The organism is Candidatus Nitrospira bockiana (genome assembly GCF_965152565.1).
The window spans coordinates 3,662,272-3,688,319 of the sequence record NZ_OZ224215.1 but is presented as its reverse complement, the minus strand read 5'-3'; the positions used below and the strand labels follow the sequence as shown (position 1 = coordinate 3,688,319).

The following is a 26,048-nucleotide window of genomic DNA, read 5'->3' as shown; positions in this document are numbered from 1 at the left end:
CCTGAGGAGCGGAGGCAAGGACTTTGTGGCTCAGCCTTCTTGAAAGGCGTCCGCCAGCGCGTACTGCTCGAAAAAGATCGTGCCGCGCTCGGTCCGCTGCTCATAGGTCAGGTTGATCTCGGTGTGCGGACCTCGCCAGTTGAGTTGATGCACGTGCACGTCGGCGAGCTGGCCGGGCGTCCGGTCGAGTGGGCCGAACGTGCGCTCGAAGTAGGCGACGATGCGGTCGTGCGCGTCCTGCCCTTGATAGCGGATGACGACCCGAGCGAACTTGCCGTCGACGGTGAGGAACCGCATGGACGTCACGCGGGCGGTGCCGAGCGGGGGCGGGCCCTGTCGCAGCTCGTAGCCCTTGATGCGAGGCGAGGACTCCACCAATACGAACTCGGGGGTCTCGGAAAAGCTCGCTCCCCAGGGGATCCCCTCGAAGCCCCCGGGGTCGTGAGTCATCGGGACCGCCCAGACCGCACCACGCGGAACGAGCGCCAGCACGAGCCCGATCAGCAGACGGAGTCCGATTCCCACGGCGCGGCCCTCAATACCCGTGCTCGGGGAGCATGTCGTTGAAGAGCGGCGCGAAGGTCCGGCTCTCGAAAAAGACGAACCCGCGGTCGCCCTGCGCCTGGTAGGTCACGTTGATCTCGGTATCCGCGCCCCGCCAGTTGTACTGTTGATTGAGCCCGCGCGCCATTTGGCCCGGCGTCCGGTCGATCGGGCCGTAGCGAGACTGCAGATAGGCCAGGATCTGATCATGGACCGCCTTGCCGTGGTAGCGCACGGTGACGCGGGCGAATTTGCCGTCCACGGTGTAAAACTGCAGGGACTCCACCTTGATCTCGCCCAGCGCCGGCGGCTCCTGTGTACGCGTGTACCCCTTCACCCGTTCACCGGAATCGACCAGACTGAAGCCGTCCGCCTCCCGAAGCGCGCTTCCCCACGTGATGCCGGCAAAGCCGTTCGGGTCGTTGACCATCGGGGTCGACGCCATGGCGAGAGCGGGGAGCAGGGCGAACAGGAGATATGCGAGCAGCCGCGTGAGACGAGCGGGAATCCGAGCTCCGGAAGAAACCGTCATGCCACCCTCCATATCCCGGCTCCTATTCCATCGGGTTGTCCTGAAAGCGCGGCGCGAGAGCCCGGCTGTCGATGAACAGGTAGCCTCGTTCGGTGGAAGCCTGATAGGTCAGATTGATCTCCGTCTCGCCGCCGCGCCAATTGTACTGTTGGTTGAGTCCGCGGAGCATCTGCCCGGGGATCTGGTCCAGCGGCCCGTAGCGACGCTGCAGGTAGGCGAGCAGGCGCGCGTGGGTCTCGCGCCCATGGTACCGCGCGGTCACCCGCGCGAACTTTCCATCCACCGCGAGCAATCGGACCTGGTCCATCGGGACCTCTCCGATCGTGATCTGTTCCTGTGTCGGCGCGTAGGTCTCGATGTGATCGGCGGTGCCGACGAGCCGGAGGTCCGGCCGGCCGGCCAGGGGCGCCTCCCACGGCAGCCCGTTGAAACCGCCGGGGTCGTTGAGGAGCTCGACGCCGAGCGCGGGAAGGCCAACGAGCAGCACGCTGCTCATCACGGCGAAGAGCGCGGCGAGTCGGCGGGGGACGGCTCGGGAACGCATAGTGTCCGGAGGCTCTGAGCCTAGCATGATTACGCGCTCGCGGCAACGGCGCGTCTTGTGCCTGCCGGTTTCAGCCGCTATAATGCCGCACCGTTTTCGCCGGGCTTGGCGGCCGCATTCTCATCATGATCGACAGCGACGATTTCGTTCAGGCGCTTCAAGACATCGGGTTCAATTTCTTCACCGGTGTTCCCGATTCCATCCTCGGCGGCATCATCGCCAGCCTGATGGAACGGCGGCTGTACACCCCGGCCGTGCGCGAGGACGAGGCGCTCGCGATGGCGGCCGGTGCCTTCATGGCGGGGAAGATTCCCGCGGTGCTCATGCAGAACTCCGGCCTCGGGACGTCACTGAACACGCTCATTTCGCTGAACATGATCTACCAGCAGCCCTGCCTGCTGTTGATCTCGTGGCGGGGCTTCCAAGGCAAGGATGCGCCGGAGCATCTGGTGATGGGCGAGAGCATGCCGCAGTTGCTCGAGGCCATCCGTCTGCCGTACCGGACGCTGTCCGAATCCTCGATCGTGGACGATCTGAAGTGGACGGCGCAGACCTTCATGAAGCAACGCGTCCCCGTCGCCTTGCTGTTGAAGAAGGGGATCGTCAAGGGTATCCAGCCATGAGACCGGAGGAGGGGACGATTCAAAGCCGGGCGCGCGCGATGAGCGCGCTGCTCGAGTTGCTGACGGACCAGCCGCTCATCGTCTGCAACGGCTTCCCATCCCGCGAGGCGTTCAAGCTCGCCGACCGGCCGATGACCTTCTACATGATCGGGTCGATGGGGGTGGCCGCGGCGATCGGGTTGGGCGTGGCGCTCGCGAAGCCGGACAAACGGATCATCGTCTTCGATGGAGACGGGAACGTGTTGATGGGCATGGGGACGCTGGCCTCCATCGGCGCCATGAAACCGAAGAACCTGATCCACGTCGTGTTCGACAACGAGGTGTACGGCAGCACGGGGAACCAGCCCACGATCTCGCGGGTGGTGCGTCTGGATCAGGTCGCGAAGGCGGCCGGCTACGTGCACGTCGAGCGGGTCATCGAGCGCGAGGACCTGGTCTATGAGTTCAAGGACATGCTGAAGAAGGACGGTCCCAGTTTTCTGCTGGTGAAGGTGACCGAGCAGGTCGAGGATGTGGACCGCGTCCCGTTGGACCCGCCGGAGATCACCCGCCGGTTCGTGAAAGCCATTGAATAGCTGTCAGCGGTCAGCGATCAGGTTCCGAGAAACGAGCTGTGCTGACGGCTGATAGCTGAAAGCTGACGGCTCGACGGAGTGGCAATGATTCTCCTCAATCCCGGTCCCGTCAATGTGTCCGAGCGCGTGCGGAAGGCGCTCTTGCGTCCCGACATCTGTCACCGGGAGTCGGAATTCTCCGAGCTCCTGGGCGGCATCCGGGACAAGCTCTTGAAAGCCTTCGTGCCGGGCGCCGAAGCCGAGTACACCGCGATCGTGCTCACGGGCTCCGGCACCGCCGCGGTCGAGTCGGCGCTCGTGTCGTCGGTTCCGCACGCGAAGCGCGGGTTGATCTTGAACAACGGGGTCTACGGGGAGCGGATGTCCGCGATGCTGAGTTTGCATCGCCTGGCCATTCCCGAGTTGAAGATGGACTGGCTCACCCGGCCCGACCCTGAAACCTTGCGGCTGGCACTGCGGCAGCATCAGGAAGTGCACGTCGTCGGGATGGTGCACCATGAGACGACCACGGGGTTGATCAACCCGGTCAAGGAAATCGCGGAGGTCGTGGACAGCCAGAACCGCGTGTTCGTGCTGGATGCGGTGAGTGCGCTGGGCGGTGAAGCCCTGGATATCGCGGGATCGAAGATCTACATGGTCGCGGCCACGGCCGGAAAATGTCTTCAAGGCTTTCCGGGGGTCTCCTTCCTCCTCATTCGGAGGGGCTTCATGGAACGCATGCGCGCCTACCCGAAACGCTCCTGGTACCTGCACCTGCCCCATTACTATGACGAGCAAGAGCGAGGGACGATTCCGTTTACGCCGGCGGTGCAGCTCTACTACGCCCTCGACGAGGCTCTGAACGAATTGCTCGAAGAGGGCGTCGCCAATCGGATCGCCCGGTACCGCAAGGCGGCCGCGCTGATTCGGCAACGCCTGCAGGCGTTGGGCCTCAAGCCGGTGCTGCCTCCGGCCGTTCAGTCGAACACGATCACCGCCTATTATCTCCCGGACGGCGTCGGCTATGCGGCGCTGCACGACGGCCTCAAGGCCCGGGGGTACGTCATTTATGCAGGCCAAGGCCAACTGGAGGCCAAAATCTTCCGGATCGCGAACATGGGGGCCCTGTCGCAACAGGACTTCGAAGGATTTCTCTCGGCCTTCGCCGACGTGCTCCACGCCGTGCGGCCATGAAAGCGATCATCCTCGCGGCGGGCGTCGGCAAGCGCCTGTGGCCGATCACCCAGCATCATCCCAAGTGCCTCATCGAGCTCGGGGGGCGCACGCTCCTGAACCGGTATCTCGAGTCGCTGGCGGGCGTCGGCATCCGAGAGGCGGTCGTCGTCGTGGGGTACAAGCACGAGATGATCCGGGCGGCCGCGGGCAGCGGGCTCCATGGGACGCGGGTGCGTTACCTGATGAACGAGCAGTATCAGCGGGGCAGCCTCACGTCCCTGTGGCAGGCCCGTGCAGAGCTGGCGGACGACGTCCTGATCATGGACGCCGACGTCCTGTTCCACCGCGAAATTCTTCGCCGGCTGGTCGGCTCATCGGCCCCGACGGCGCTGCTGATCGACGAGACGGTCAAGCAGCAGGGCGAAGAGTGCATGGCGGTGGTCCAAGGCGGCCGGGTGGTCGGGTTGTCGAAGCGCATGCCGGACCGGTACGATCTCGCCGGGGAAGGGGTGGGGTTCCTGAAAGTGCGGGGGCGGACTGTCCGTCGCTCGTCGCCTCTCTCAAACGGCACGTCGATCGTGGGAGCTTGGAGATGGAGTACGAAGACGCCCTCCGCGAGTTTTTTGAAGCCGTTCAGGTCGGGTACGAGCTGATCGGAGGCCTTCCGTGGACCGAGATCGACTTTGAAGAAGACGTGCGCCGCGCGGAGCGCGACGTCTTGCCCCGGCTGGACGAATGACCCCGTTTGCTTCCGACCCGCACGCAGCCCCGCCCGCCCTTGGTGTGCGGACGCTCCGAACCGCCGTCATCCTCCCGACCGGCCGGTTCTTTGCGGACGAACCCGCCTCATCGGACGCGGCCGGCCCACTCACCGTGGTGAGCGGGCTGACGTTGATCCAGCGAGCGATTCTGACCCTTCAGCGAGCGGGGGTGTCCGACGTGCTGATACTGGCCGGCGCCCAGGAGGCCGCGCTCAAGGACGTCATTTTCGGCGATCGCCGCATCACGGCTCTCGTCCGCTGGATGCCCGTGCGGGAATTTCCGCTCCATGACCCCAAGACGTGGGAAACGCTGGCGCACGAGATCGAAGGGCCGTGTCTGATCGCCGGCGTGCAGGGGGTGTTCAGCACGGGGCTGATCGAGCAGCTCAAGCGTGGCGCGGAGGCCGGCCAGCTCCTTGTCGTCGCCCATCCCGATGAGATCCCGACACGCCCGCCGGTCGCCGCAGATCTGCTTGCCGTCCCCGCTCGGTTCATCGGCTCGCCGGTGTGGCAGGCCGCGGTGGCGACTCACCCGGACGCGCCGATTCGCGCGATGGCCGAGCACGCCCGTGCCGAAGGACGGCTGGCGACGGTCGCCGCAGCGCCCGGGTCCTCGGCCTGGTACACCCCCGTCCGGTCCCGCTCCGACGTCGCCCGGGTGGAGCGCCTCTTGCTCCGGTCGCCGAAAGGCTCGTCTGAAGGCCTGGTCGACACCTATTTCAACCGAAGGGCCGCCAACCTTCTCACGGGGCTCTTCGTGAAGGGCGGCTGGTCCCCGAACGCCGTCACACTGCTCTCGCTCGCGGTCGGCGGGCTCGCGGCCGGCTGCTTCGCTCTCGGCGGCTATACCGCGGGGCTCATCGGCGCCGTCTGCTTCCAGCTCTCGGCCGTGATCGATTGTTGCGACGGGGATGTCGCCCGGCTCACGTTCAGCGAATCGAAGTTCGGGGAGCAGTTGGACCTCGTTGGGGACAACCTTGTCCACATGGCGATTTTTGCCGGCCTGGCTTGGGCCGGCTATGCCGGCGGCGGAGGATGGTTGTGGCCCCTCCTTGGCCTCGCCGCGATCCTGGGGAATGGCCTGTCGCTTTGGTTCGTCATCCGGATCAAGGCCCGCCGGGACCGCCAGGGGTGGGCGTCACCGGTCCAGGCGGCCCGCGGCGAGTTCATTCTGAAGAACATGGCCAGCCGGGATTTTTCGGTGGTCGTGCTGGTGTTCGCCCTCATCGATCAACTGCCGCTCTTCTTGTGGCTCGCGGCGATCGGGTCCAATGCCTTCTGGATGATGACGGCCTGGGTCCAGCGAGCTCCGACGCTCCGTGCTTAGGGTCGTCCTCCTCGCCCTCGGCTTCCTGACCTTCATCGGTCTCGTTTGGCATATCGGCCCCATCCGGATCCTCGACGTCGTCAGGGGCTTGGGTCCGCTCGCGCTCGTCCTCGTCCTCCTCCCGTCCCTGCTGATGTATCTGTTGGAAGCGGCCGGCTGGCGTGTGACGCTCGGCGGCTATGCCGCACGGCTGTCTTTCCTTCGGCTCTTCGCCATTCGCACGGCCGGGGAAGTCGTCAACATGACGACGCCGACCGCATATCTGGGGGGCGAGCCGTTGAAGGCTTACCTGCTCACGCGCCATGGCGTTCCGGTCGTCGAGGGGATGGCGTCGGTGATTACGGCGAAGACGACGATGACGGTCGCCGAGGTGCTGTTCATCGTGACCGGCCTGGGCCTGGCCTTCTGGACGATGGGCCGCACCGAGGCCGGCGACTCGGCCGGCGGATACCATCAGGCCGGTCCGATCGCGTTCACCGTCGTCATGCTCGTGCTCGGCGCCGTGCTGCTCGTGGTCGTGCAGCGACGAGGCTTTTTCACCGGCCTGCTGGGCGTCCTGCGGCGCCTCCGTCTGCGCATCTCGTTTCTCGAGTCCCGTGAAGACAAGCTGCGTGTGTTGGATCGCGCGATCAGCGGATTCTACCAGCGGGACCAGCGGAGCTTCCGTGTGTCGGTGGGACTGTTTTTTCTGGGGTGGCTCACCGAGGCGCTCGAGGTCTACGTGATCCTGAACGCGTTGGGGGAGCGGCCGGCGGACTTTCTCACCTCCGTCTCGATCGGGGCCCTGGCGGTGGTCGTCAAGGGCGGCGCCTTTTTCATTCCGGGAAGCCTCGGGGCCCAAGAGGGCGGGAACCTGCTGGTGCTCATGGCCTACGGCTATTCCGACGTGGCGGGCATCACGTTCGCGATCCTGCGGCGGATCCGAGAGTTGGTGTGGATCGCGGGCGGGCTCGGCTGCCTCGCCGCGCTCGGCGGCTTCCGCCGGTCCGTGTCGGATGAGCCACCCATGGAGCAGGCGCCTCGATGAGACGCTCGGCGGCGAACGTGTTCGATCAAATGTTCATCTACCATCCGAGCCCGTGGATCGAGCGGGACTGGGCTCGGATCTCGGGGTTGCCGCTGGAGGACGTCTGGCTGACCTCGGAGGACGGCACCCAGATCCATGGTTGGTACGTGGCGGCGGGGGAGCGGGCGCCTGCGCTGCTCTGGTGCCACGGCAATGCCGGGAACATGATCAATCGGCTCGACAACCTGGCACGGCTGCACGAGCTCGGGCTCACCGTCTTGCTGTTCGACTATCGCGGCTACGGGCGGAGTCGCGGGACGCCGTCCGAGACCGGGTTTTACCAGGACGCGCGCGCCGCCTACGCTCATGTGACGGATCGACGGTCCGTGGATCCCGCCCGCCTCGTGGTCTTCGGGCGCTCGCTCGGAGCCGCGGTCGCCGGCGCGCTGGTGGCCGAACGACCTGCGGCCGGCCTCATCCTGGAATCGGCGTTCCCATCGGTCGCCGCCGTCGCCCGCAATCAGCTCATGGGCCTTCCGGCGCACTGGTTGCTCCAGTCGCGGTTTCCGCTCATCGACCGGCTCAAGCATGTCCGTGTTCCGCTGCTGATGGTGCACGGTGATCGCGACGACATCATCCCGCTTCGTCTCGGCCAACAGGTGTTCGATGCGGCCCATCCGCCGAAGTCGTTCTATGTCGTCGAGGGCGCGGACCACAACAATACGTACCTGGTGGGCGGCGCGGCCTATTTCAGCCGGCTGAAGCGCTTCATCTGGGCGGTGACGAACCTGTGAGCCGGAGGCTTACAGGCCAGTATCTACCCTATGTGTCATGCATGAGCTGTGCTATACTGCGGCCACTCAGCCAGACCGATGGCTGACAGTGCAGTGCATTTCACCTAACAGGAGGGAAGAGATGACGAGAAAAGTGATCGTGCTGTCGATCGCAGCAGCGTTCGGCTGCCTGCAAGCCGGGCTCGCCTTGGCGGCAAATCCGGATACCGGACCGGGTTGCGGTCTGGGCAAGTTGGCGTGGTCTGATTACAAGGGGCAGAAGCAGATCGCACCTCAGGTCATGATGGCCACGACGAACGGCACGTTCGGGAGCCAGACGTTCGGCATCAGCACGGGGACCTCTGGCTGCACGAATGACGGCACGATCATGGCCAGCGAGAAGCAGAACGTCTTCGCGGCCTTGAACTTCGAGAACCTGTCCCAGGAAATGGCACAGGGCCAGGGCGAGCACCTCGCGTCGCTGGCGACGCTGATGGGGATCCCTGCGGAGCACCAGGCGGAATTCTTCGGGATGGCGCAGGAGCGTTACATCTCGTTGGTGCAGTCCGGAGAGGCGACTCCGGTGGCGATGTTGAAGGCGCTGCACGATGCGGTGGCCGCGCACCCGGTTCTCGCGAAGGTCTCGTTGAATCGCTGATTCGACAGGCCCCCGGCCCGGCCGGGGGCCTGGTTTCTCTTCCCCTTGCTTCTTGCCTTCGCCGTTGCCTTCCTGCTCGCGTGGCCCGCAGCCTCGATCGCCGCAGACCAGCCGGATCCCGCCTACCTCGCCGACCTGATCCGCCGCGCCGCGGACGCGCGGTTGGCCGACCAACGCTATTGGCACCTGCTGCTTCACTATCGCAAGAACCTCTGGGGCGGATACACGAGCGAGGCGGACGACCCGGGCTTCTTCCTCGCGCCCGAGGGGAAGACCAACCCTCAGGCGGAGCTCAACGCGACGTTGGCGAAGTTCTTTTCGGCCGATCCCGTCGGCCGCTCCAAACAACCGGCGCAGTGCGCGTTCATCGCGCGATACACCTGGCTCAAGGAGCAGTTGGGCTGGGACGAGCGCCGCCTGCCGCCGATCCCGTGCGAGCGCTTTCACAACTGGTACGCCGAGCTGAACCCGCAATCCATCACGCTCATTTTCCCCTCCGCATACATGAACAACCCGTCCTCGATGTTCGGGCACACGCTCATCCGCGTGGATCAGAAAGGGCAGACGGAGCAGACGCGCATCCTGGCCTACACGATCAACTATGCCGCGGACGTTCCCGAGAACGAGGGGGTGTCGTTTGCGATCAAAGGCGTGTTCGGGGGCTACAAGGGCTACTTTTCCACGATCCCCTACTATCTGAAGGTGCAAGAGTATCGGGACATCGAAAACCGCGACATCTGGGAATACCGGCTGAACCTGAGCGAGGAGCAGATCCGGCGGCTGCTCATGCACGCATGGGAGCTGGGGAACGCCTATTTCGACTACTTCTTCTTCAAGGAGAACTGCTCCTACCATCTGCTGTCCTTGATCGAAGTGGCCAATCCGGACTGGCACCTGACGGACCACTTCCTCTTCTGGACGGTCCCCGCCGACACCGTTCGGCTGCTGACGCAGCAGCCCGGCCTCGTGGGCGACATCGTCTATCGTCCCTCCCGGAGCACGCAGATCAAACGGAAGCGCGAGCGGCTGTCCGATGAAGAGCGGGAGCGCCTGTTGGCGATCACGTCGGACGTGGAGGCGGTGAAGTCGAGCGCGTTTCAGGGGCTGCCCATCGAACGGCAAGCCTTCGTGCTCGACTTGGCCTCGGATTACATGCGGTACCGGAGCGTCAGCGACGAGGGCCGGGCGTCCGAATACAAAGAGAAGAATCGGGCGATCCTGGCGGCGAGAAGCGAGCGCCGGGTGCGCTCGGAGGACTTCAAGATCCTGCCGTTCACGGACCCTCCGGAGCAGGGCCATCGGACCTCGCGAGCAGGGGTCGGGTTCGGGTGGCGAAACGACGAGTTGTTCGAGGAGCTCAACCTGCGGGCCGGGTATCACGATCTCCTCGACCCCGAGCGAGGCTACCAGCGCGACGCCCAGATCGAGTTGCTGGGCGCGGCGCTTCGGCATTACGAACGCAGCGGACAGGTGCGGTTGGAGCGGTTTACCGCGGCGAACATTCTGTCGTTGTCGCCGATGGACACACTCTTCAAATCCCCGTCGTGGAAGATCAATGTGGGCATGCAGAGCATTCATCATAACGACTGCCGCTATTGCAGCGCGGGTATCGCCAATGGAGGCATCGGTGCGGCCGTCGAAGCCCATCTGATCGGCCGGGAAGTGTTTTTTGCCTTTGTGGAAATCGAATCGGCGTATAGCGGCGCATACAACGAACACTATCGTGTGGGCGGAGGCGGAACGCTCGGCGTGACCGCCGCCCTCACCGAGCGTTGGAAGCTGTTGCTGTCAACGACCTATCTGAAATTCCCGCTCGGGGAACGGACCGACGACTGGCGGGTGTCATTCGGACAGCGCTATACCATTCAGCGAAACTTCGCGCTTCGTGCTGAATTCAATCATCGCGACCACCACGACAACGAAGTCCTGTTCCTCGTCCATGCTTATTTCTGACACCTCTGAATAATGCACAGAAAGATTATGTAAGCGCGTATTGGATTGACAGGTGGGGGCGCCGTCTTTATAGTCCGTCGATGTCCTTAGCTTTTAACCCCTTCTATCATCAAAGAGGAGACGACCTATGAAACGACTGTCACTCGCAGTGGCATCCGTTGGACTGCTGACGCTGACCGCGTGTCAGCCCGTCGCTTCGCCGTTGCTGGGGGTGTTCTACAATGAGACGAAATATGGCGATTTCGCGACGAGAAACGTCGATGCAACGAAGGAAGGCAAAGCATGCGCGCAGACCATTCTCGGCCTCGTTGCGACCGGCGATGCGAGTGTGGCGGCGGCCAAGGCGAACGGCGGAATTACGGAGGTGGCCTCCATCGACCACTCGGCGAAAAGCATACTGGGAATCATCGGCGACTGGTGCACGATCGTCAAAGGTAAGTAATCTCTTGACGAGAAGGGCCTCCGCTCGGAGGCCCTTTCCTCTGAGTCCTTCCCTGCTTCCCCTTTCGTCCCTTGGATCTCATTTGGCGGCCAAGACGAACGTGCGCATAGGAATGGGACGTATCGCCGTCCTTATGCGCCGGATCGCAACCTGGTCTCAATTGAGAAGCTCAAATCATGCTGAACCGCGGCTCCTTCTATCCGGAATCTCCGCCGTGTTGATCTTTTGGCAGCGAGGAAACGCCGGGACTGAATGAGTCCCGCGTCGTTGCTTGTGCCGCCGCCGGCTGCTCCGTTTACATCCCTGCCTTGCCTTGTTACGATACCGGCTCATGTCGCTCTTCATGAAGCTCGCCTGGGCGTCTGTCGCGATCCTGTGCGCCGTCGCGTTCGGGTTTGTGGCGGGTATTGTCAATCCCCACGAAAAGGTCAACGGGCTCTGGCTTGTGGTCGCGGCCGCTTGTTTCTACGCCCTGGGGCTGCGCTTCTACGGCCGGTTTCTCGCCAGACGCGTCCTTGAGCTCAATGATGAGCGTACCACGCCGGCCCATCGGCTTCATGATGGGATGAATTTCTACCCGGTCAACAAGTATGTGCTGTTCGGCCATCATTTTGCAGCGATCGCGGGCGCCGGTCCCTTGCTCGGCCCGGTATTGGCGGCGCAGTTCGGGTATCTCCCGGGATTCTTGTGGTTGGTCATCGGCGCGGTCTTGGCGGGTGCCGTGCAGGATTTCATCATCCTGGTGGCTTCGATGCGCCGCAACGGCCGCTCGCTCCCGGAGATCGCCCGTGACGAGCTGGGGGTCGTGACCGGGACCGCGACGGCCGTGGCCGTCCTGTTCATCGTGGTCGTAGCCTTGGCCGGTTTGGGATTCGCGGTCGTGAATGCGCTCTACCGCAATGCCTGGGGGACCTTCACGATTGCGATGACGATTCCCATTGGCTTTCTGATGGGGGGGTATCTCCAGTGGTTCCGTCCCGGCCGCGTCGGTGAAGTCTCGATCCTCGGCGTGCTCTTGCTGCTAGCGGCGGTTGTTCTGGGCCGCGTCGTTTCACAATCTGCTTGGGCTCCGTGGTTCGAATACGAACGGATGACGCTGGTGTGGGCGCTCGGCGGTTATGGTTTTCTCGCCTCGGTCTTGCCGGGGTGGATGCTGCTGGTCCCTCGCGGGTACCTCTCGACGTTCATGAAGCTCGGGGTGGTGGTCTTCCTCGGGCTCGGCGTGATCGCGCTGGCGCCGACGTTGGAGATGCCGCGGGTGACGAGCTTCGTTTCCGGGTCGGGTCCCATCATTCCCGGCACGCTCTTTCCCTTCTTGTTCATCACGATCGCCTGCGGCGCGATTTCCGGTTTCCATTCGCTGGTCTCCTCCGGCACGACGCCGAAAATGATCGAGCGCGAAAGCCAAGCACCCATAGGCTACATGGCGATGCTGCTCGAAAGCTTTGTAGGCGTGATGGCCTTGATCGCGGCATGCGTGCTGGCGCCCGGCGATTATTTATCCATCAATACGATGCTGCCTCCCCGGGCGCTCGCCGAAATGGGGTTTCCGGTGTCGAAGATCGAAGATCTCTCCCGGCTGGTCGAAGTGGACGTGGCCGGGCGCCCGGGCGGAGCCGTCTCTTTGGCGGTGGGCATGGCCTCGATCTTTTCCGGGCTGCCTGGGATGGGCGGGCTGATGGCCTACTGGTATCAGTTTGCCTTGGTCTTCGAAGCCTTGTTCATCCTGACCACGATCGACACGGGAACCCGGGTCGCCCGATACTTGATCCAAGAAATGGGCGGCCATTTGTACGCCCCGTTGCGCATCATCACCTGGTGGCCGGGGGTCATCGCCAGCACCGCCCTGGTCGTCGGGGCGTGGGGGTACCTCATCGGAACCGGGAGCATCTCCACGGTGTGGCCGATGTTCGGTGCGGCGAACCAATTGCTCGGCACGCTGGCGCTCTGTATTGCGACCACCGTGCTGATCAAGGCCTGGAAGATCAAGTACGCCTGGCTGACGGCTCTTCCGATGACGTTCGTCGGCGCCATCACACTGGTCGGCTCGTATGAAATGTTCTGGATGTTCCTCTCGAAAGCCGGGGGCACGGCGACCGGTCCGCAAGCCGTCGCCCTCTACCTCGATGCCGCGCTCGTCGCCGTGGTCGCCGTGCTCGCGGTCATCGTGCTCGTGGACAGTATGAGCCGGTGGTATGGCTACGTCGTGCTGAAGCAGCCGTTTACGAGCAGCGAGGTCGTGATGACGGGCGGAGGGTCGGCGGTGAAGGGACGCCTGACCGTGCGCGATGATTTCCAGCTCCCGACGGGGGGCTGCTGTTGAGGAGGTGGGCTCGTGCCTGAGCAATATTCATTCGACGTCGTCTCGCGCGTCGACATGCAGGAAGTGAAGAACGCGGTCGAGCACACGCTGAAAGAGATCCGCCAACGGTTCGACTTCAAGGGGTCGAAGACCGAGTTGACGCTGAAGGAAAAGGAAGCCCAGCTCGTGGTCGTCTCGGACGACGAGTACAAGTTGAACGCCGTCCTCGAGATCCTCAAGGCCAAGTGCGTCAAGCGGGGCGTCTCGGTGAAGGCCCTCGTCTTCGGGAAGGTCGAAGAAGCCTTGGGCGGCACGGTGCGGCAGGTCCTCACGATCCAGAGCGGCATCCCGGACGACAAGGCCAAGGCGATCACCAAAGAGGTCCGGGACGCGAAGCTGAAGGTCCAGACGCAGATTCAAGGCGATCAGGTCCGGGTCTCCAGCCGCAGCAAGGACGACCTGCAAGCGGCCATCGCCGTGCTGAAGCAGAAGGACTTCGGCCTCGATCTCCAGTTCATCAATTACCGCTGATGCACGGCGTCGGCTCCGGACGCAGGCGTCCATGAATTCCCTCACAGCCGGTCCGGCTCTCCTTCTTCTGCTGTCCGCCCTCGTCATCGGAGGGTGCGGCGGGAGCGACCCGATCGTCGTCATCGCGCTGCACCCCAAAAACCCCGACATCATCTACGTCGCGACGAACGACTACATCTACAAGACCCGCGACGGCGGCGCCACGTGGGAGAATCTGTCGAAGGGCATGAGTCATTCCCGCGTCATCGCGCTGGCCATTGATCCGATGTATCCCGCGACCGTCTATGCCGGGACGAAGGGCGACGCCGTCTACAAGAGCTACGACGGGGGGCAGCGGTGGGTGTCGTTGCGCGCGGGGCTCGACGACGTGACGATCACGTCGGTCGTCAACCAGTTCGTCTTCGATCCCGCGGACAACAATCACCTGTTCGTGGCGACGACCATGGGCGTGTTCGAGTCGCGAAACGGCGGGGAGCAGTGGCAGAAGCGGATGGAGGGGATGAAGGAGGTCCTGATGGTGGTCACGCTCGCGCTCGATCCCAGCCGGCCCAACGTCATGTATGCGGGGACGAGCGGCGGGGTCTACAAGTCCGTCGATGGCGCCCAGCATTGGAAAAAGGTGAACACCGGCCTGGTCTCGCCCGAGGTGCTGCAGTCGAGCCGCGCGCTCGGCGTCACCGTGATCCACGTCGATCCCCACGCGCCCGATACCATCTATGCGGCGACGCTGAGCGGCATCTACAAGTCCACCGATGCCGGTGAAGCCTGGCATCGCATCGGCCCCTCACTGCCCGATCAGATGCTCAGCGCCATGGTCCTGGACCGGGCCGTCCCCAATCGCCTCTATGTGGCCAGCCGGGAAGGCGTCCATCGGAGTGATGACGGGGGCGATAGTTGGAAGGCCATGAACCAGGGGTTGGCGACGCTCAACGTTCGCTCGCTCGCGCAGAGTCCGCTCGACTCGGGGCTGTGGTACGTCGGCACGAACGGCAGCGGACTCTATCGGAGCCCGAACGGCGGCGAACAGTGGGTCCGCTTGCCGCCGCTTCACTGAACCGGGCGGGACCGGCCGTGGGATCTTATGGATTGTTCAGCGTGGAATCACCGATGTGCGGGCCAACGCGCACCGGGTTGCTCGAGGGCCCCGTCGGCCCTTTCTCGGTTCCGATTTCGAAGCCGGTCGAAGCCGGAAGGTTGCTTTCGGGAGTGTTGCCGCCGCCGAGTGCCGGACCGAACCGGGTGGGAAGGTTCGTATCTTGGATCTGCTCCCCTCGTCTGGGGCGCAGGTCTTCGCGCACGTCGCTATAGGGTGAGACGGTGCGGTTGATATCCGCCCCGAACGAGCTGCCGAGCGTCGTGCTTTCGATGTCGCCGCCGATTCGCGTCGGCAACGTGGTGTTTTGAATCTCCATCCCCGTCCGCGCGGACGGGGGCGGCTGTTTGGCCTTGAATTCGCGCGCGATGGCCTCTTCATCCTCCTGAATCCTCCGCCGCTCGCGCGCAGCCGTCTCGTAATCGAGCGTCTCGAGGCGGTCCTTGGCCTCGGCCAATTCCTCCAGACGCTTCTTCAAGCGGCGCAAGTCGTCTCGTGCGCGCGCCACCGTCCCGACGATCTCGCTGAGCGTCCATTGCCGGGCAAAGGTGCCGAGCTTCGGGCTTTGGCCCGCTCCGCCGCCGAGGCCGTCGGCTCCTGATCCGATGCCGAATCCGGCGCTGTTGAAGATGCCTTTCTGCTGGACCGATTTCAAAATATGGACGGCCTCGTCTTCCAATTCCTCGAGGTCGTCGTAGGCGTCGATGCGGGCGGCGCAGCACTCCAGGAATGCCCGGTACTTGGCGGCAAATCGTGAGGCTTCGTTCTGGATCTCCTGGATCTTGATCGGGTCCCGCGGCTCCCTTTTCTTAGCGTTCGCTTTCGGCGGCTCTTCCTCCACGAGCGGCCGACAGCCGGGTTCCGGCGAGGTGGTGATCTGGCGATCGGGCATGCGCTCCGCGCACCAATAGACCGGGGGCGGCGGATTCAAGGGGTTGTTTGGGTCGAATTCCTTGGCGTCGCTCGGAAGGGACGGCATGCCGAGGCTGGCGAGGCCACCGAGGACGAGCACGACGAATCCATACCGGCTCATAGGCACTCCCGGGTTGATAGAAACAGTGTGATCGCCGATCCGCCAATTGTCAAAGAAGCCCGCCTTCCTCTTGAAACGGTGTCGTGAATCGGATAGGTTCAAAAGCCTGCGAAAATCAGGCGGTTCCTCGAGGAGGACATGAGCGGACCCGTATACATCGAAGACATTCATCGCCACGTCGGCCAAGGCGTGACGATTCGCGGTTGGCTCCGAAACAAGCGGTCGAGCGGCAAGCTGCAATTTTTGATCGTGCGGGACGGCACCGGCGATATCCAGGCGGTCGTCAACAAAGCGACGGTCGGAGAGGAGCAGTTTGCACGGTCCAGCGCGCTCACGCAAGAATCTTCGCTGATCGTCTCCGGCACCGTTCGGCAAGACGCCCGCGCGCACGGCGGCTTCGAGCTCGACGTGACCTCGATCGAGCCGCTGCAGATCGCCGATCCGTTTCCCATCCAGCCCAAGGAGCACACCACCGGGTTCTTGATGGAACACCGGCATCTCTGGCTTCGGTCCAGCCGGCAGACGGCCATCCTCCGTATCCGGCACGAGATCATTCGCGCGTGCCGAAGCTTCTTCGATGACCGGGGCTTCGTGCTCGTCGATGCCCCGATCTTCACGCCGAATGCCTGTGAAGGGACGACGACGTTGTTCCAGACCGACTACTTCGATGAGAAGGCGTACTTGACGCAGAGCGGCCAGCTCTACAGCGAGGCCACCGCCGCGGCGCTCGGGAAAGTCTATTGCTTCGGGCCGACATTTCGGGCCGAGAAGTCCAAGACGCGCCGCCACCTGATGGAGTTCTGGATGGTGGAGCCCGAGGTGGCCTTCGCCGAGCTGCCGGACATCATGGAGCTTGCCGAAGAATTTTTGTCGTCCATCGTCCAGCGGGTGTTGGCCGTGCGGCGCGCGGAGTTGATGCTGCTGGAACGCGATCTCTCGAAGCTGGAGCGGATTCAGAAGCCGTTCCCACGTATCACCTACGAAGAAGCGGTCGCGCGTCTGCAACAGAAGGGCAATCCGATTCAACTGGGTGAGGACTTCGGCGGCGACGAAGAAACCCTGCTCTCGCAGGAGTTCGACCGCCCGGTCATCGTTCACCGGTATCCCGCGGCCATGAAGGCGTTCTACATGCAGAACGATCCGGTTCGTCCGGACTTGGCCCTCTGCATGGACGTTCTCGCCCCTGAAGGCTACGGCGAGATCATCGGCGGCGGGCAACGCATTCACGAGTACGACAAGCTCCTCGCGCGCATCCATGAGCACAAGCTCCCGGAGTCCGCGTTCCGATGGTATCTGGACCTTCGGCGATACGGCTCGGTCCCCCACGCCGGGTTTGGAATGGGGATCGAGCGAGCCGTCGCCTGGATCTGCGGGTTGGACCACGTACGAGAAACGATCCCTTTCCCCAGAATGCTCTATCGGCTCTATCCCTGACCCCCGGTGGATGCCGGTTGAAGTCGGCGGACACCCCTGTTCTCCTTACGTAGCCAAGCAAATCCGGCATGTGGTCACCGGGCTCTCCGGCCGTTCTTGCGTCGTCCGACCCCCGTGTACGACCACCTCCGGAATTGGTTGTTTTATCTCCTTAAAAAACAAAGTTTTTAGTTGACAACGTGATTCAAGCCTGTATACTTCTGCCAGAAAGTGGGGGAAAGTGGGTGGCAGTGGAATGCACGAAAAAGATAATGAATACGAGCACATCCCTGTTCTCGTCGAGGAGGTGCTCGCTGGGCTCAAGTGCCGACCAAGTGGGACGTACCTTGATTGCACGGTCGGGCAGGGCGGTCTCTTGCTGCAGATCCTGCATGCGGTCGGCCCCGACGGCTTCGCCATCGGGCTCGACCGCGATGAGGAGGCGCTCGCTGCGGCGAAGGTTCGTCTCGAGGAGTTTGCAAGACAAGTGAGACTGATCCAGGGAAGCTTCGCCGACCTGAAGCGGCATCTGCAGGCTGCGGGCGTCGCTCGTGTCGACGGGGTCGTCTTCGATCTCGGCGTGTCGTCCGCGCAGTTGAACGACCCGGTGAGGGGCTTCAGTTTCATGGTCGATGGACCGCTCGACATGCGGATGGATCGGCGCCAGCCGGGGACCGCGGCGGATCTGCTCAACACCCTGTCCGAAACCGAGCTCGCCGATCTCATCTATCGTTACGGCGAAGAGCGGTACGCTCGTCGCATCGCCCGTTCCATCGTCCGTACCCGCGCCCACCGTCCGTTAACCAGGACGTTCGACTTGGTCGATGCCATCCGGGAGGCCGTGCCGCCGGTATACCGGCGCGGCCGCATTCACTTTGCGACCAGGACGTTCCAGGCGCTTCGCATCGCGGTGAATCGCGAGATCGAGATCTTGCAGCACGCCTTCCGGGACGCGATCGAGTCGCTGGTTCCGGGTGGACGCCTGTGCATCATCTCCTTTCATTCCCTGGAAGACCGTGTGGCAAAGCAGTGTCTTCGCGCGTGGTCGCAGGGCGATGAGGCCCGGGTGCGACTCGTGACGAAAAAACCGATCGTCGCATCGGCGTCCGAGCGGGCGGCCAACCCGCGCTCGCGCAGCGCCAAGTTGAGGATTGCCGAGCGATTGCCTCTGGGGAGGTGCGCATGAGAGTGGTCGCCGCGCTCGCGGTGCTGTCTTTGCTGCTCCTGTACGTATGGGAGCGTGTGGAAATCGTCCAGCTGGGGTATCGGATCGAGCAGCTGAAGGTGAAAAAGTCGGCGCTGGAGCGGGAGCGCGATGAGCTGCGCGTCAAGCTCTCCACCCTGACCGCTCCCGATCGCATCGCCAAGGCGGCGACCGAAAAGCTCGGCATGGTGCCGCCACAGCAAGGGCAGATCCGTTTGGTTCGGTTGGAGCCGGACGTTCCCCTCAAGGGCCAGCCGCCCGTGGAAATCCGGATCGCGAAGAACGACTCGACGCGGGCGGTGCGGTGAGCGACTCAGAAGGCTATCGCGGCCGGCGCGTCGTCGTCGCCTTCGTGTTGCTGGTCGGATTCGCGGCGATCCTCCTGCGCCTCTTCTACCTTCAAGTCTTGGACGCCGCCGAGCTGACGGTGAAGGCCGATCGGCAACATGAAAAGACGGTGACGGTGGAAGGGGCGCGCGGGACGATTTACGACCGCCGCGGAAAGGTGCTCGCGGTCAACATGGACGTCCCCTCGGTGTTCGGCATCCCCACCTCGCTCGACAATCCGGTCGGCGTGGCTCGTGATCTTGCGACCGTGCTGCACGTCAAGGCGGAGGAGATCGAGCGGAAGTTACGCCAGGACCGGAGCTTCGTCTGGATCGCACGGAAGCTCGACCCCGAACAGGGCCGGAAGCTGGAAGCCCTCTCATTGGGCGGCATCGGCGTCGTCCTCGAAGGGCGGCGGTTCTACCCGAACGGCTCGCTGCTCGCGCACGTGCTGGGATTTGCCGGCATGGACGGGCAGGGGCTGGAGGGCTTGGAGCGAAAGTACGACGCGCACCTCTCGGGCGAAAAGCACTTGATCGTGCTCGAGCGCGACGCCTTCGGCCGGACGGTCTTTCCGAAGGGCATCCACGAGCGGACGCCGGCGCCCGGGCACAACCTGGTCCTCACGATCGACGAGTTCATCCAATACGTGGCTGAGAAGGAGCTCGATGAGGCGGTCACGCTGACGCGGGCCAAGGCCGGCATGGCCGTCGTCATGGAGCCGGCCACGGGCGCCGTGCTCGCCATGGCGTTGAGCCCGAAATTCGACCCGAACGCCGTCGCCGCCGCGACGGCGGACCGCTGGCGCAACCGTATCATCACCGATGCCTACGAACCGGGCTCGACGATGAAGGTGATCGTGGCGGCGGCCGCGCTCCAAGAGCGCGTCATGACGCCCGAGACGCTGCTCTACGGCGAGAACGGGCGGTTCGAGGTCGCACGCACGATCATCCATGACCATGAAAAATCGGCCTGGATGACCTTTGCGGAAGTGATCCAGCGGTCGAGCAACATCGGGGCCGCGAAGATCGCCATGGCGCTTGACCCCGATCGCCTGTATCGCTATGTCAGGGCCTTCGGATTCGGCGAGCGCACCCAGGTGGACCTGCCGGGCGAGGTGAGCGGGCTCGTGAAGGAACCCCGGGAGTGGGGACGGCGCTCTCTCGCGTCGATTGCGATGGGGCAGGAAATCGGCGTGACGCCGCTTCAGCTCGTCACGGCCGTCTCCGCGGTCGCGAACGGCGGCTCGCTGATGAAACCCTACGTCGTCGCCGAGATCCGGGATCCGAAGGGGCATCTCGTCGCCGAGACCCAGCCGACCGTGCGCCGGCGCGTCATCTCCGAACGAACGGCCCGCGTATTGACCGGCATCCTCGAAGGGGTGGTCACCCATGGGACGGGGAGCAAGGCGGCGGTGCCCGGGTATCGGGTCGCCGGCAAGACGGGGACGGCGCAAAAGATCGACCCGCGGACGGGGGCCTATTCATCGACCTCCTTCGTCGGGTCGTTCGTCGGCTTCGTCCCCGCCGATGAGCCTCGGCTGGCGATCGTGGTCGTGATCGACGAGCCGAAAACCGAGGCGTGGGGCGGGGTCGTCTCCGCGCCGGTCTTTCGACGGATTGCCGAGCAGGCGCTCCCCTATCTCGGGGTCTCGCCGCAGGAGCCGGTGAAGGTCGCTTGGACCCCGGCAGAGGCGGAGGCACCATGGGCCACGCGTTGACGTTGGCCGACCTTCTCGAGCCGTTGGAGCGGCAGGGCGCGGTGACCGCGCGCCACGGGGATCTCTCCGTCGTGCCGACCTCCGTCACGGACGATTCGAGGAAGGTGAAGCGAGGCACCCTGTTCGTTGCGGTCAAAGGCGAACGGATGGACGGGCACAGCTTCCTCGGCCAGGCGCTCGAGTCGGGTGCGGCCGCCGTCGTGGTGCAGGATCCGTCATTCCTGGGACGGCTGGGCGTCCCGGGCGTCGCCGTGCTCGAGCCCCGGGCGGCTCTGGGACCGCTGGCCGCGCGGTGCCTGGGTGATCCTTCCACCCGGCTGCGGATGGTCGGGGTGACGGGGACGAATGGAAAGACGACGACCACGTACCTGGCGAAGGCGGTGCTCGAATCCGCCGGGCGGCGGGTCGGCCTCATCGGGACCGTCGCCTACGAAATCGGCGTGGAACGCTTGTCCGCCTCGCACACGACGCCGGGGGCCGTCGAGCTTCAAGAGCTCCTTGCGAGGATGGCGGAGGCCCGCCTCGATGCCGCCGTCATGGAAGTCTCGTCCCATGCGCTGGCCCTCGACCGGACGAAGGGCTGCGAGTACGATGTGGCGATCTTTACCAATCTGACGCAGGACCATCTCGACTTTCACCGGACGATGGAGGCGTACTTCCAGGCGAAGCTGGCGCTGTTCACGGGACTCGACGAAGCGGGCCGAAAGAGAGGGAAGCGCGCCGTGCTCAACGCCGATGATCCGTGGGCGCCACGGATCCGTGCCGCGTGCCGCGTGCCCGTGTGGACCTACTCGATCAAGGCGGAGTCGGACATCCGGGCCGAGCGAGTGCACCTCTCGGTCGACGGCACGGCGTTGACCGTGGCGACCCCGATGGGACGATTCGAGGTGCACAGCCGGTTGGTCGGCGAGCACAACGTCTACAACGTATTGGCGGCGATCGGGGTGGGGTTGAACGAAGGGCTCTCGCCCGAGCAGGTCTCCGTGGGCATCGAGCGCGTGGGCAACGTTCCCGGCCGCTTCGAGCGGGTCGAGGCAGGGCAGGATTTCACCGTCGTCGTCGATTACGCCCATACCGAGGATGCGTTGATCCGGCTGCTGTCCGCCGCGCAGGCGTTGAAACGCGGGCGCATCATCACCGTGTTCGGATGCGGCGGGGACCGGGACCGCGGCAAGCGCCCCAAGATGGGGCGTGCGGCGACGGAGCGCAGCGACGTCGTCATTCTGACGAGCGACAACCCGAGAACCGAAGATCCCCTGGCGATCCTGAAGGAAGTGGAGGTGGGCGTCCATCAAGCGCTTCAGCCCGGGCGCGTGCAGTACGAGATGATTCCCGACCGCCGCCAGGCGATCCGGGCCGCCATCCAGGAAGCGAAACCCGGCGATATGGTGATCATTGCAGGGAAGGGGCATGAGGACTATCAGATCATCGGCACGACCAAGTACCATTTCGACGATCGGGAGGTCGCCCGGGAGGCCATCGAGCAACGAGGCCGATGATCCCGCCGCTTCGGACAGGGGCCGCCGGACGAACGAGAGTGGAGCCTGATGTGGCGCTGTTCAGCCTCGCCGAGATCCTCGACATCACCGGCGCGCGCCCGCTGATCGGCGAACTCCGGGCCCGGCGCGGCGAGGTCCACCGGGTCTCGACCGACTCCCGCGACATCCGGCCGGGCGACCTGTTCGTGGCCTTCCGCGGTGAGCGATTCGACGGCCACCAGTTCGTCGAACCGGCGGTCCGGGCGGGCGCCGTTGCGGCCCTGGTCGACACCGCCTATCAGCCATCGGCGGGGCTCCGGGACCGTCGGGACGCCCTCGTCCTGTCGGTGCCCGACACGGTTCTGGCCTACCAACGACTCGCGACCTTCCACCGAAGGCGTTTCGACATCCCGGTCGTCGCCGTGACGGGCAGCAACGGGAAGACCACGACGAAAGAGATGGTCGCCCGGGTGCTGGAAGAGCGTTGGGCGGTCTTGGTCACCGAGGGCAACCTGAACAATCGGATCGGCGTGCCTCACACGGTCCTGCGGTTGACCGCGTCGCATGAGGCGGCCGTCATCGAAATGGGAGTGGATCAGAAGGGGCAAACGACCCGGCTCGCACAGATCGCGCGGCCGACCATCGGCCTCGTCACGAACGTCGGTCCCGATCACTTGGAATTCTTCGGCACGATGGACGTCTCGGCCGAGGCGAAAGCGGAGCTGCTGGAGTGGTTGGGCCCGGAGGATGCCGCCGTGCTCAATGCGGACGACCGCTACCACGACTATTTGGCGTCCCGGGCCCGCTGCCGCCTCCTGTCCTTCGGGACCGTCCCGCAGGCGGAGGTTCGGGCGGACGAGATCCGTTCCGACGCGGCCGGAACCTCCTTTCGGCTCCAGGTGCCGGGCCAGCTCCCGCCGGCCCGCGTCGCGCTGTCGGTGTACGGTGCGCACAACATCTCCAATGCGCTGGCCGCCGCTGCGGTCGGCACGCTCTGCGGTCTCAGCGGGGGGGCGATCGCGCGGGGCTTGGCCCGGTTCAAGCCGGCGAGCATGCGGTCGCAGGTGGAGTCGGTAAACGGCATGACGGTGATCAACGATTGTTACAACGCGAATCCCGCGTCGATGATGGCGGCGCTCGATCTGCTCGCCGCGATACCCGGGACGGGGCGACGCGTGGCGGTGCTCGGCGACATGTTGGAATTGGGGGCGCGGTCCCCCGCCTTCCACGAGGAGGTGGGCGCGTATACCGCCGGCAAGCACATCGATTTCCTGCTGGCCTGCGGAGCACTGGGGCGGGGTATCGCGGAAGGGGCGCGTCGGGCGGGCATGCCCGAGTCCCGGGTGCGGGAGGCGGACGACGCGCGGACGGGTGCGAGGATGCTGCGCGCCATCGTGCAGCCGGGAGACGTCGTGCTCGTGAAAGGCTCACGCGGGATGCGAATGGAGCACGTGATCGACGACCTGCGCGCAGGCCTGACCGCCGTCGACCAGGGCGGGAAACAAACGACGGCGAAGACCTGAGATGCTCTATCTCTTTCTCTATCCGCTCCATACCGAGTTCTCGTTTCTGAACGTCTTTCGCTATCTGAGCTTCCGCATCATCTACGCGGCGGTGACGGCCTTCCTTCTGGCCTTTGTCCTCGCGCCGCCCCTGATCCGGAAGTTGCAGGAAATCAAGCTCGGACAAAATGTGCGGGACGACGGGCCGAGCCGCCACCAGGCGAAAAGCGGGACCCCGACGATGGGCGGGCTGCTGATCCTCTTCGCGGTCGTGCTGGCGACGCTGCTCTGGGCCGACGTCACGAACCGGTACGTCTGGCTGGCGGTGCTGGCGACGGTCGGCTTCGGGCTCGTCGGGTTCGCCGACGACTACCTGAAATTCATCGGCCGGCGCTCCAAGGGGTTGAGCCCGTCCCAGAAGATCCTCGCACAGGGCCTCGTCGCACTGGCCATCGGTCTCTTCTTCTACTTCCTGCCGGGCTACTCCACGAAGCTGAGCGTCCCGTTCTTCAAGAACTTCACCCCCGACCTCGGCTGGCTCTATATCCCGTTCGCGGTCTTGGTGATCGTGGGGGCGTCGAACGCCGTCAACCTGACCGACGGGCTCGACGGCCTGGCGGTCGGACCGGTCATGATCGCCTCGCTGGCCTATACGATCGTGGCCTACGTCGTCGGGAACCGCATCACGTCCGAGTACCTGCTGATCCCGCACATCGAAGGCGCCGGAGAGTTGGCGGTATTCACCGCCGCCATCTTCGGCGCGAGCCTCGGCTTCTTGTGGTTCAACAGCTACCCGGCGTCGGTCTTCATGGGCGACGTCGGCTCGCTCCCGCTGGGGGCCGCCCTCGGCACGGTCGCCGTCATCAGCAAGCACGAACTGCTGTTGCTGCTCGTCGGCGGCGTCTTCGTGATCGAAGCGATCTCGGTGATCTTCCAGGTCGTCTCCTTCAAGTCGCGTGGGAAACGGATTTTTTTGATGGCGCCGATCCACCACCATTTCGAGATGAAAGGCTGGGAGGAGCCGAAGGTCGTCGTCCGGCTCTGGATCATCGCGATCCTGCTGGCGCTGCTGAGCTTGAGCACCCTGAAACTGCGATGAGCGGCATGGACGCGGAGGTCAGAGGCAAGCGGGTGACGGTCGTCGGGTTGGCGCGAAGCGGCGTCGCCGCCGCGCACCTGCTCCAGGCGCTCGGCGCCCGTGTCACGGTCGCAGACGGGAAGGATGAGCAGGCCCTTTCCGGGGCGTTGTCCCGATTGGACCGCGCGTCCGTCCGCATCACGGTCGGCCCGGGCTACGAGTCGGCCCTGGAGACCGCCGACCTCGTCGTCATCAGTCCCGGGGTGCCGACCGAGTGGGAGGCGTTGAATCGCGTACGGGCCCGCGGCATCCGGGTGATCGGCGAATTGGAATTGGCGTTCCGTTGTCTCAAGGCCCCGGTCCTTGCCGTGACCGGGACGAACGGAAAGAGCACGACCGTGACGTTGATCGGGCTGCTGCTGAAGGAGAGCGGGAAACGGGCGTTCGTCGGCGGGAACCTGGGCACGCCGTTGAGCGAAGCCGCGCTCGCGACGTGGCAAGATCCGTCCGCGTACGAGTACGTCGTCGCCGAGGTGTCGAGTTTTCAGCTCGAGACGATCGAGCGGTTTCGCCCGACGGTCGCCGCGGTCTTGAACATCACGCCCGACCATCTGGACCGGTACCCGGCGCTCGAGCCCTATGTCGCGGCCAAGGCGAGGATCCTGGAGAACCAGACGCCGGACGATTACGCCGTGCTCAACGCGGACGACGACCGGGTGGCGGCTTTTGCCCAGCGGGCTCGTGGGCGGGTGCTGCGCTTCAGCCGCACCCAGCCGGTCGAGGCCGGCGGCTATGTCGAGGGCGATCGGCTGATGCTCGCGCTCCACGGCGCCCGCGAGGCGGTCTGTCGTGTGGACGAGATTCGGATCCCGGGATCGCACAACGTGGAAAATGCCATGGCGGCCACGGTGGCCGCGGCCCTCTGCGGGTGTCCTCCCGCCGTCATGCGGCGGGTGTTGGCGACCTTCCCCGGGCTCGAGCACGCCTTGGAGTTCGTGCGGGAGCGGCACGGGGTCGAGTTCATCAACGATTCGAAGGGCACGAACGTCGATGCCACCCTGAAGGCGCTCGAGAGTCTGGCCAAGCCGATCGTGCTGATCGCGGGCGGGAAGGACAAGGGGGCGGAATTCACCCGGCTGCGCGAGCCGATCAGGCGACGGGTGAAGCGGCTCATCCTGATCGGGGAAGCGGCGCCTCGGATCCGTGCGGCGCTCGACGGGTTCGAGCCGATCAGCCTGGCGGGATCGTTGAAGGAGGCCGTCACGTGCGCGGCGGCCGAGGCGGGGCCCGGGGACATCGTCCTGCTCTCGCCCGCCTGCGCGAGCTTCGACATGTTCGCCGATTACCAGGATCGCGGCCGGCAGTACAAGGCGTTGGTGCAGGCCCTTCCGTGAGGGCGGCGACAAGGAGAGGCGGAACGGGTACCGGGACGCGGGTGTAGAGGGAATCGGATACACAATGCTTGCGACGTGGCC

General features: G+C 64.7%; 25 protein-coding genes. 21 read left to right on the top strand and 4 right to left on the bottom strand.

Annotated elements, in window-relative coordinates:
* Positions 1–30: 30 nt before the first annotated feature.
* The 3 genes from ACWHYV_RS18050 to ACWHYV_RS18040 are packed head-to-tail and all read right to left on the bottom strand — an operon-like array spanning position 31 to position 1,619.
* Positions 31–525 carry a hypothetical protein gene (locus ACWHYV_RS18050; RefSeq protein ID WP_447977877.1) on the bottom strand — a complete coding sequence of 165 codons (495 nt, stop codon included), beginning with the start codon at positions 523–525 and terminating at the stop codon, positions 31–33.
* Between the two features lie 10 nt (positions 526–535).
* The gene (locus ACWHYV_RS18045; protein WP_447977876.1) at positions 536–1,075 is read right to left on the bottom strand and encodes a hypothetical protein; all 540 of its coding nucleotides are present in this window, start codon (positions 1,073–1,075) and stop codon (positions 536–538) included.
* Between the two features lie 22 nt (positions 1,076–1,097).
* A complete protein-coding gene (locus tag ACWHYV_RS18040; RefSeq protein WP_447977875.1) occupies positions 1,098–1,619 on the bottom strand; it encodes a hypothetical protein in 522 nt (173 codons plus the stop codon).
* 125 nt (positions 1,620–1,744) lie between these two features.
* Here ACWHYV_RS18040 and ACWHYV_RS18035 point away from each other — a divergent pair, with 125 nt between their 5' ends.
* The 13 genes from ACWHYV_RS18035 to ACWHYV_RS17975 all read left to right on the top strand — a co-directional run bounded on the left by ACWHYV_RS18035 (position 1,745) and on the right by ACWHYV_RS17975 (position 14,779).
* Positions 1,745–2,242: a thiamine pyrophosphate-binding protein gene (locus ACWHYV_RS18035; RefSeq protein ID WP_447977874.1), complete on the top strand. Its 498-nt coding sequence runs from the start codon at positions 1,745–1,747 to the stop codon at positions 2,240–2,242.
* Entirely contained in the window at positions 2,239–2,817 is a 579-nt protein-coding gene (locus ACWHYV_RS18030; protein WP_447977873.1) for a thiamine pyrophosphate-dependent enzyme, read from the top strand. The genes ACWHYV_RS18035 and ACWHYV_RS18030 overlap by 4 nt, the downstream gene beginning before the upstream one ends.
* 84 nt (positions 2,818–2,901) lie before the next feature.
* Positions 2,902–3,990, top strand: a complete 1,089-nt coding sequence (locus ACWHYV_RS18025) for a pyridoxal-phosphate-dependent aminotransferase family protein (protein ID WP_447977872.1) — start codon at positions 2,902–2,904, stop codon at positions 3,988–3,990.
* Complete coding sequence (locus ACWHYV_RS18020; RefSeq protein WP_447977871.1) at positions 3,987–4,625, top strand: phosphocholine cytidylyltransferase family protein; 639 nt, start codon at positions 3,987–3,989, stop codon at positions 4,623–4,625. The genes ACWHYV_RS18025 and ACWHYV_RS18020 overlap by 4 nt, the downstream gene beginning before the upstream one ends.
* 82 nt (positions 4,626–4,707) lie before the next feature.
* On the top strand, positions 4,708–6,060 hold the full coding sequence (locus ACWHYV_RS18015) for a CDP-alcohol phosphatidyltransferase family protein (protein WP_447977870.1): 1,353 nt from the start codon (positions 4,708–4,710) through the stop codon (positions 6,058–6,060).
* On the top strand, positions 6,053–7,087 hold the full coding sequence (locus ACWHYV_RS18010; RefSeq protein ID WP_447977869.1) for a flippase-like domain-containing protein: 1,035 nt from the start codon (positions 6,053–6,055) through the stop codon (positions 7,085–7,087). Before ACWHYV_RS18015 ends, ACWHYV_RS18010 begins: the two co-directional genes overlap by 8 nt.
* Positions 7,084–7,860: an alpha/beta hydrolase gene (locus ACWHYV_RS18005; protein WP_447977868.1), complete on the top strand. Its 777-nt coding sequence runs from the start codon at positions 7,084–7,086 to the stop codon at positions 7,858–7,860. Before ACWHYV_RS18010 ends, ACWHYV_RS18005 begins: the two co-directional genes overlap by 4 nt.
* A 121-nt stretch (positions 7,861–7,981) precedes the next feature.
* Positions 7,982–8,497 carry a DUF3015 domain-containing protein gene (locus ACWHYV_RS18000; protein ID WP_447977867.1) on the top strand — a complete coding sequence of 172 codons (516 nt, stop codon included), beginning with the start codon at positions 7,982–7,984 and terminating at the stop codon, positions 8,495–8,497.
* A 45-nt stretch (positions 8,498–8,542) separates the two neighbouring features.
* Positions 8,543–10,450, top strand: coding sequence for an Lnb N-terminal periplasmic domain-containing protein (locus tag ACWHYV_RS17995; RefSeq protein ID WP_447977866.1), 1,908 nt, complete (start codon positions 8,543–8,545; stop codon positions 10,448–10,450).
* A gap of 127 nt (positions 10,451–10,577) precedes the next feature.
* Positions 10,578–10,892, top strand: coding sequence for a TRL-like family protein (locus ACWHYV_RS17990; RefSeq protein ID WP_447977865.1), 315 nt, complete (start codon positions 10,578–10,580; stop codon positions 10,890–10,892).
* Between the two features lie 331 nt (positions 10,893–11,223).
* Positions 11,224–13,215: a carbon starvation CstA family protein gene (locus ACWHYV_RS17985; protein WP_447977864.1), complete on the top strand. Its 1,992-nt coding sequence runs from the start codon at positions 11,224–11,226 to the stop codon at positions 13,213–13,215.
* A 54-nt stretch (positions 13,216–13,269) separates the two neighbouring features.
* Complete coding sequence (locus tag ACWHYV_RS17980; protein ID WP_447980750.1) at positions 13,270–13,725, top strand: YajQ family cyclic di-GMP-binding protein; 456 nt, start codon at positions 13,270–13,272, stop codon at positions 13,723–13,725.
* Positions 13,726–13,756: 31 nt separating this feature from the next.
* Positions 13,757–14,779 carry a WD40/YVTN/BNR-like repeat-containing protein gene (locus ACWHYV_RS17975; protein WP_447977863.1) on the top strand — a complete coding sequence of 341 codons (1,023 nt, stop codon included), beginning with the start codon at positions 13,757–13,759 and terminating at the stop codon, positions 14,777–14,779.
* A gap of 25 nt (positions 14,780–14,804) precedes the next feature.
* Here ACWHYV_RS17975 and ACWHYV_RS17970 read toward each other — a convergent pair whose 3' ends face one another.
* Positions 14,805–15,851 carry a hypothetical protein gene (locus ACWHYV_RS17970; protein ID WP_447977862.1) on the bottom strand — a complete coding sequence of 349 codons (1,047 nt, stop codon included), beginning with the start codon at positions 15,849–15,851 and terminating at the stop codon, positions 14,805–14,807.
* A 138-nt stretch (positions 15,852–15,989) separates the two neighbouring features.
* Between ACWHYV_RS17970 and asnS the strand changes: the two genes are divergently transcribed.
* The 8 genes from asnS to murD all read left to right on the top strand — a co-directional run bounded on the left by asnS (position 15,990) and on the right by murD (position 25,967).
* Positions 15,990–17,285, top strand: a complete 1,296-nt coding sequence (gene asnS, locus ACWHYV_RS17965; RefSeq protein ID WP_447977861.1) for an asparagine--tRNA ligase — start codon at positions 15,990–15,992, stop codon at positions 17,283–17,285.
* Positions 17,286–17,520: 235 nt separating this feature from the next.
* Positions 17,521–18,450, top strand: a complete 930-nt coding sequence (rsmH, locus tag ACWHYV_RS17960; protein WP_447977860.1) for a 16S rRNA (cytosine(1402)-N(4))-methyltransferase RsmH — start codon at positions 17,521–17,523, stop codon at positions 18,448–18,450.
* Positions 18,447–18,776 carry a cell division protein FtsL gene (gene ftsL / locus ACWHYV_RS17955; protein WP_447977859.1) on the top strand — a complete coding sequence of 110 codons (330 nt, stop codon included), beginning with the start codon at positions 18,447–18,449 and terminating at the stop codon, positions 18,774–18,776. The genes rsmH and ftsL overlap by 4 nt, the downstream gene beginning before the upstream one ends.
* Positions 18,773–20,515 carry a peptidoglycan D,D-transpeptidase FtsI family protein gene (locus ACWHYV_RS17950; RefSeq protein ID WP_447977858.1) on the top strand — a complete coding sequence of 581 codons (1,743 nt, stop codon included), beginning with the start codon at positions 18,773–18,775 and terminating at the stop codon, positions 20,513–20,515. Before ftsL ends, ACWHYV_RS17950 begins: the two co-directional genes overlap by 4 nt.
* The gene (locus tag ACWHYV_RS17945; protein ID WP_447977857.1) at positions 20,500–22,014 is read left to right on the top strand and encodes a UDP-N-acetylmuramoyl-L-alanyl-D-glutamate--2,6-diaminopimelate ligase; all 1,515 of its coding nucleotides are present in this window, start codon (positions 20,500–20,502) and stop codon (positions 22,012–22,014) included. Before ACWHYV_RS17950 ends, ACWHYV_RS17945 begins: the two co-directional genes overlap by 16 nt.
* A 50-nt stretch (positions 22,015–22,064) precedes the next feature.
* A complete protein-coding gene (locus ACWHYV_RS17940; RefSeq protein ID WP_447977856.1) occupies positions 22,065–23,516 on the top strand; it encodes a UDP-N-acetylmuramoyl-tripeptide--D-alanyl-D-alanine ligase in 1,452 nt (483 codons plus the stop codon).
* Position 23,517: 1 nt separating this feature from the next.
* On the top strand, positions 23,518–24,594 hold the full coding sequence (gene mraY / locus ACWHYV_RS17935; protein WP_447977855.1) for a phospho-N-acetylmuramoyl-pentapeptide-transferase: 1,077 nt from the start codon (positions 23,518–23,520) through the stop codon (positions 24,592–24,594).
* A 5-nt stretch (positions 24,595–24,599) separates the two neighbouring features.
* Positions 24,600–25,967 carry a UDP-N-acetylmuramoyl-L-alanine--D-glutamate ligase gene (gene murD, locus ACWHYV_RS17930; RefSeq protein WP_447977854.1) on the top strand — a complete coding sequence of 456 codons (1,368 nt, stop codon included), beginning with the start codon at positions 24,600–24,602 and terminating at the stop codon, positions 25,965–25,967.
* Positions 25,968–26,048: the final 81 nt, after the last annotated feature.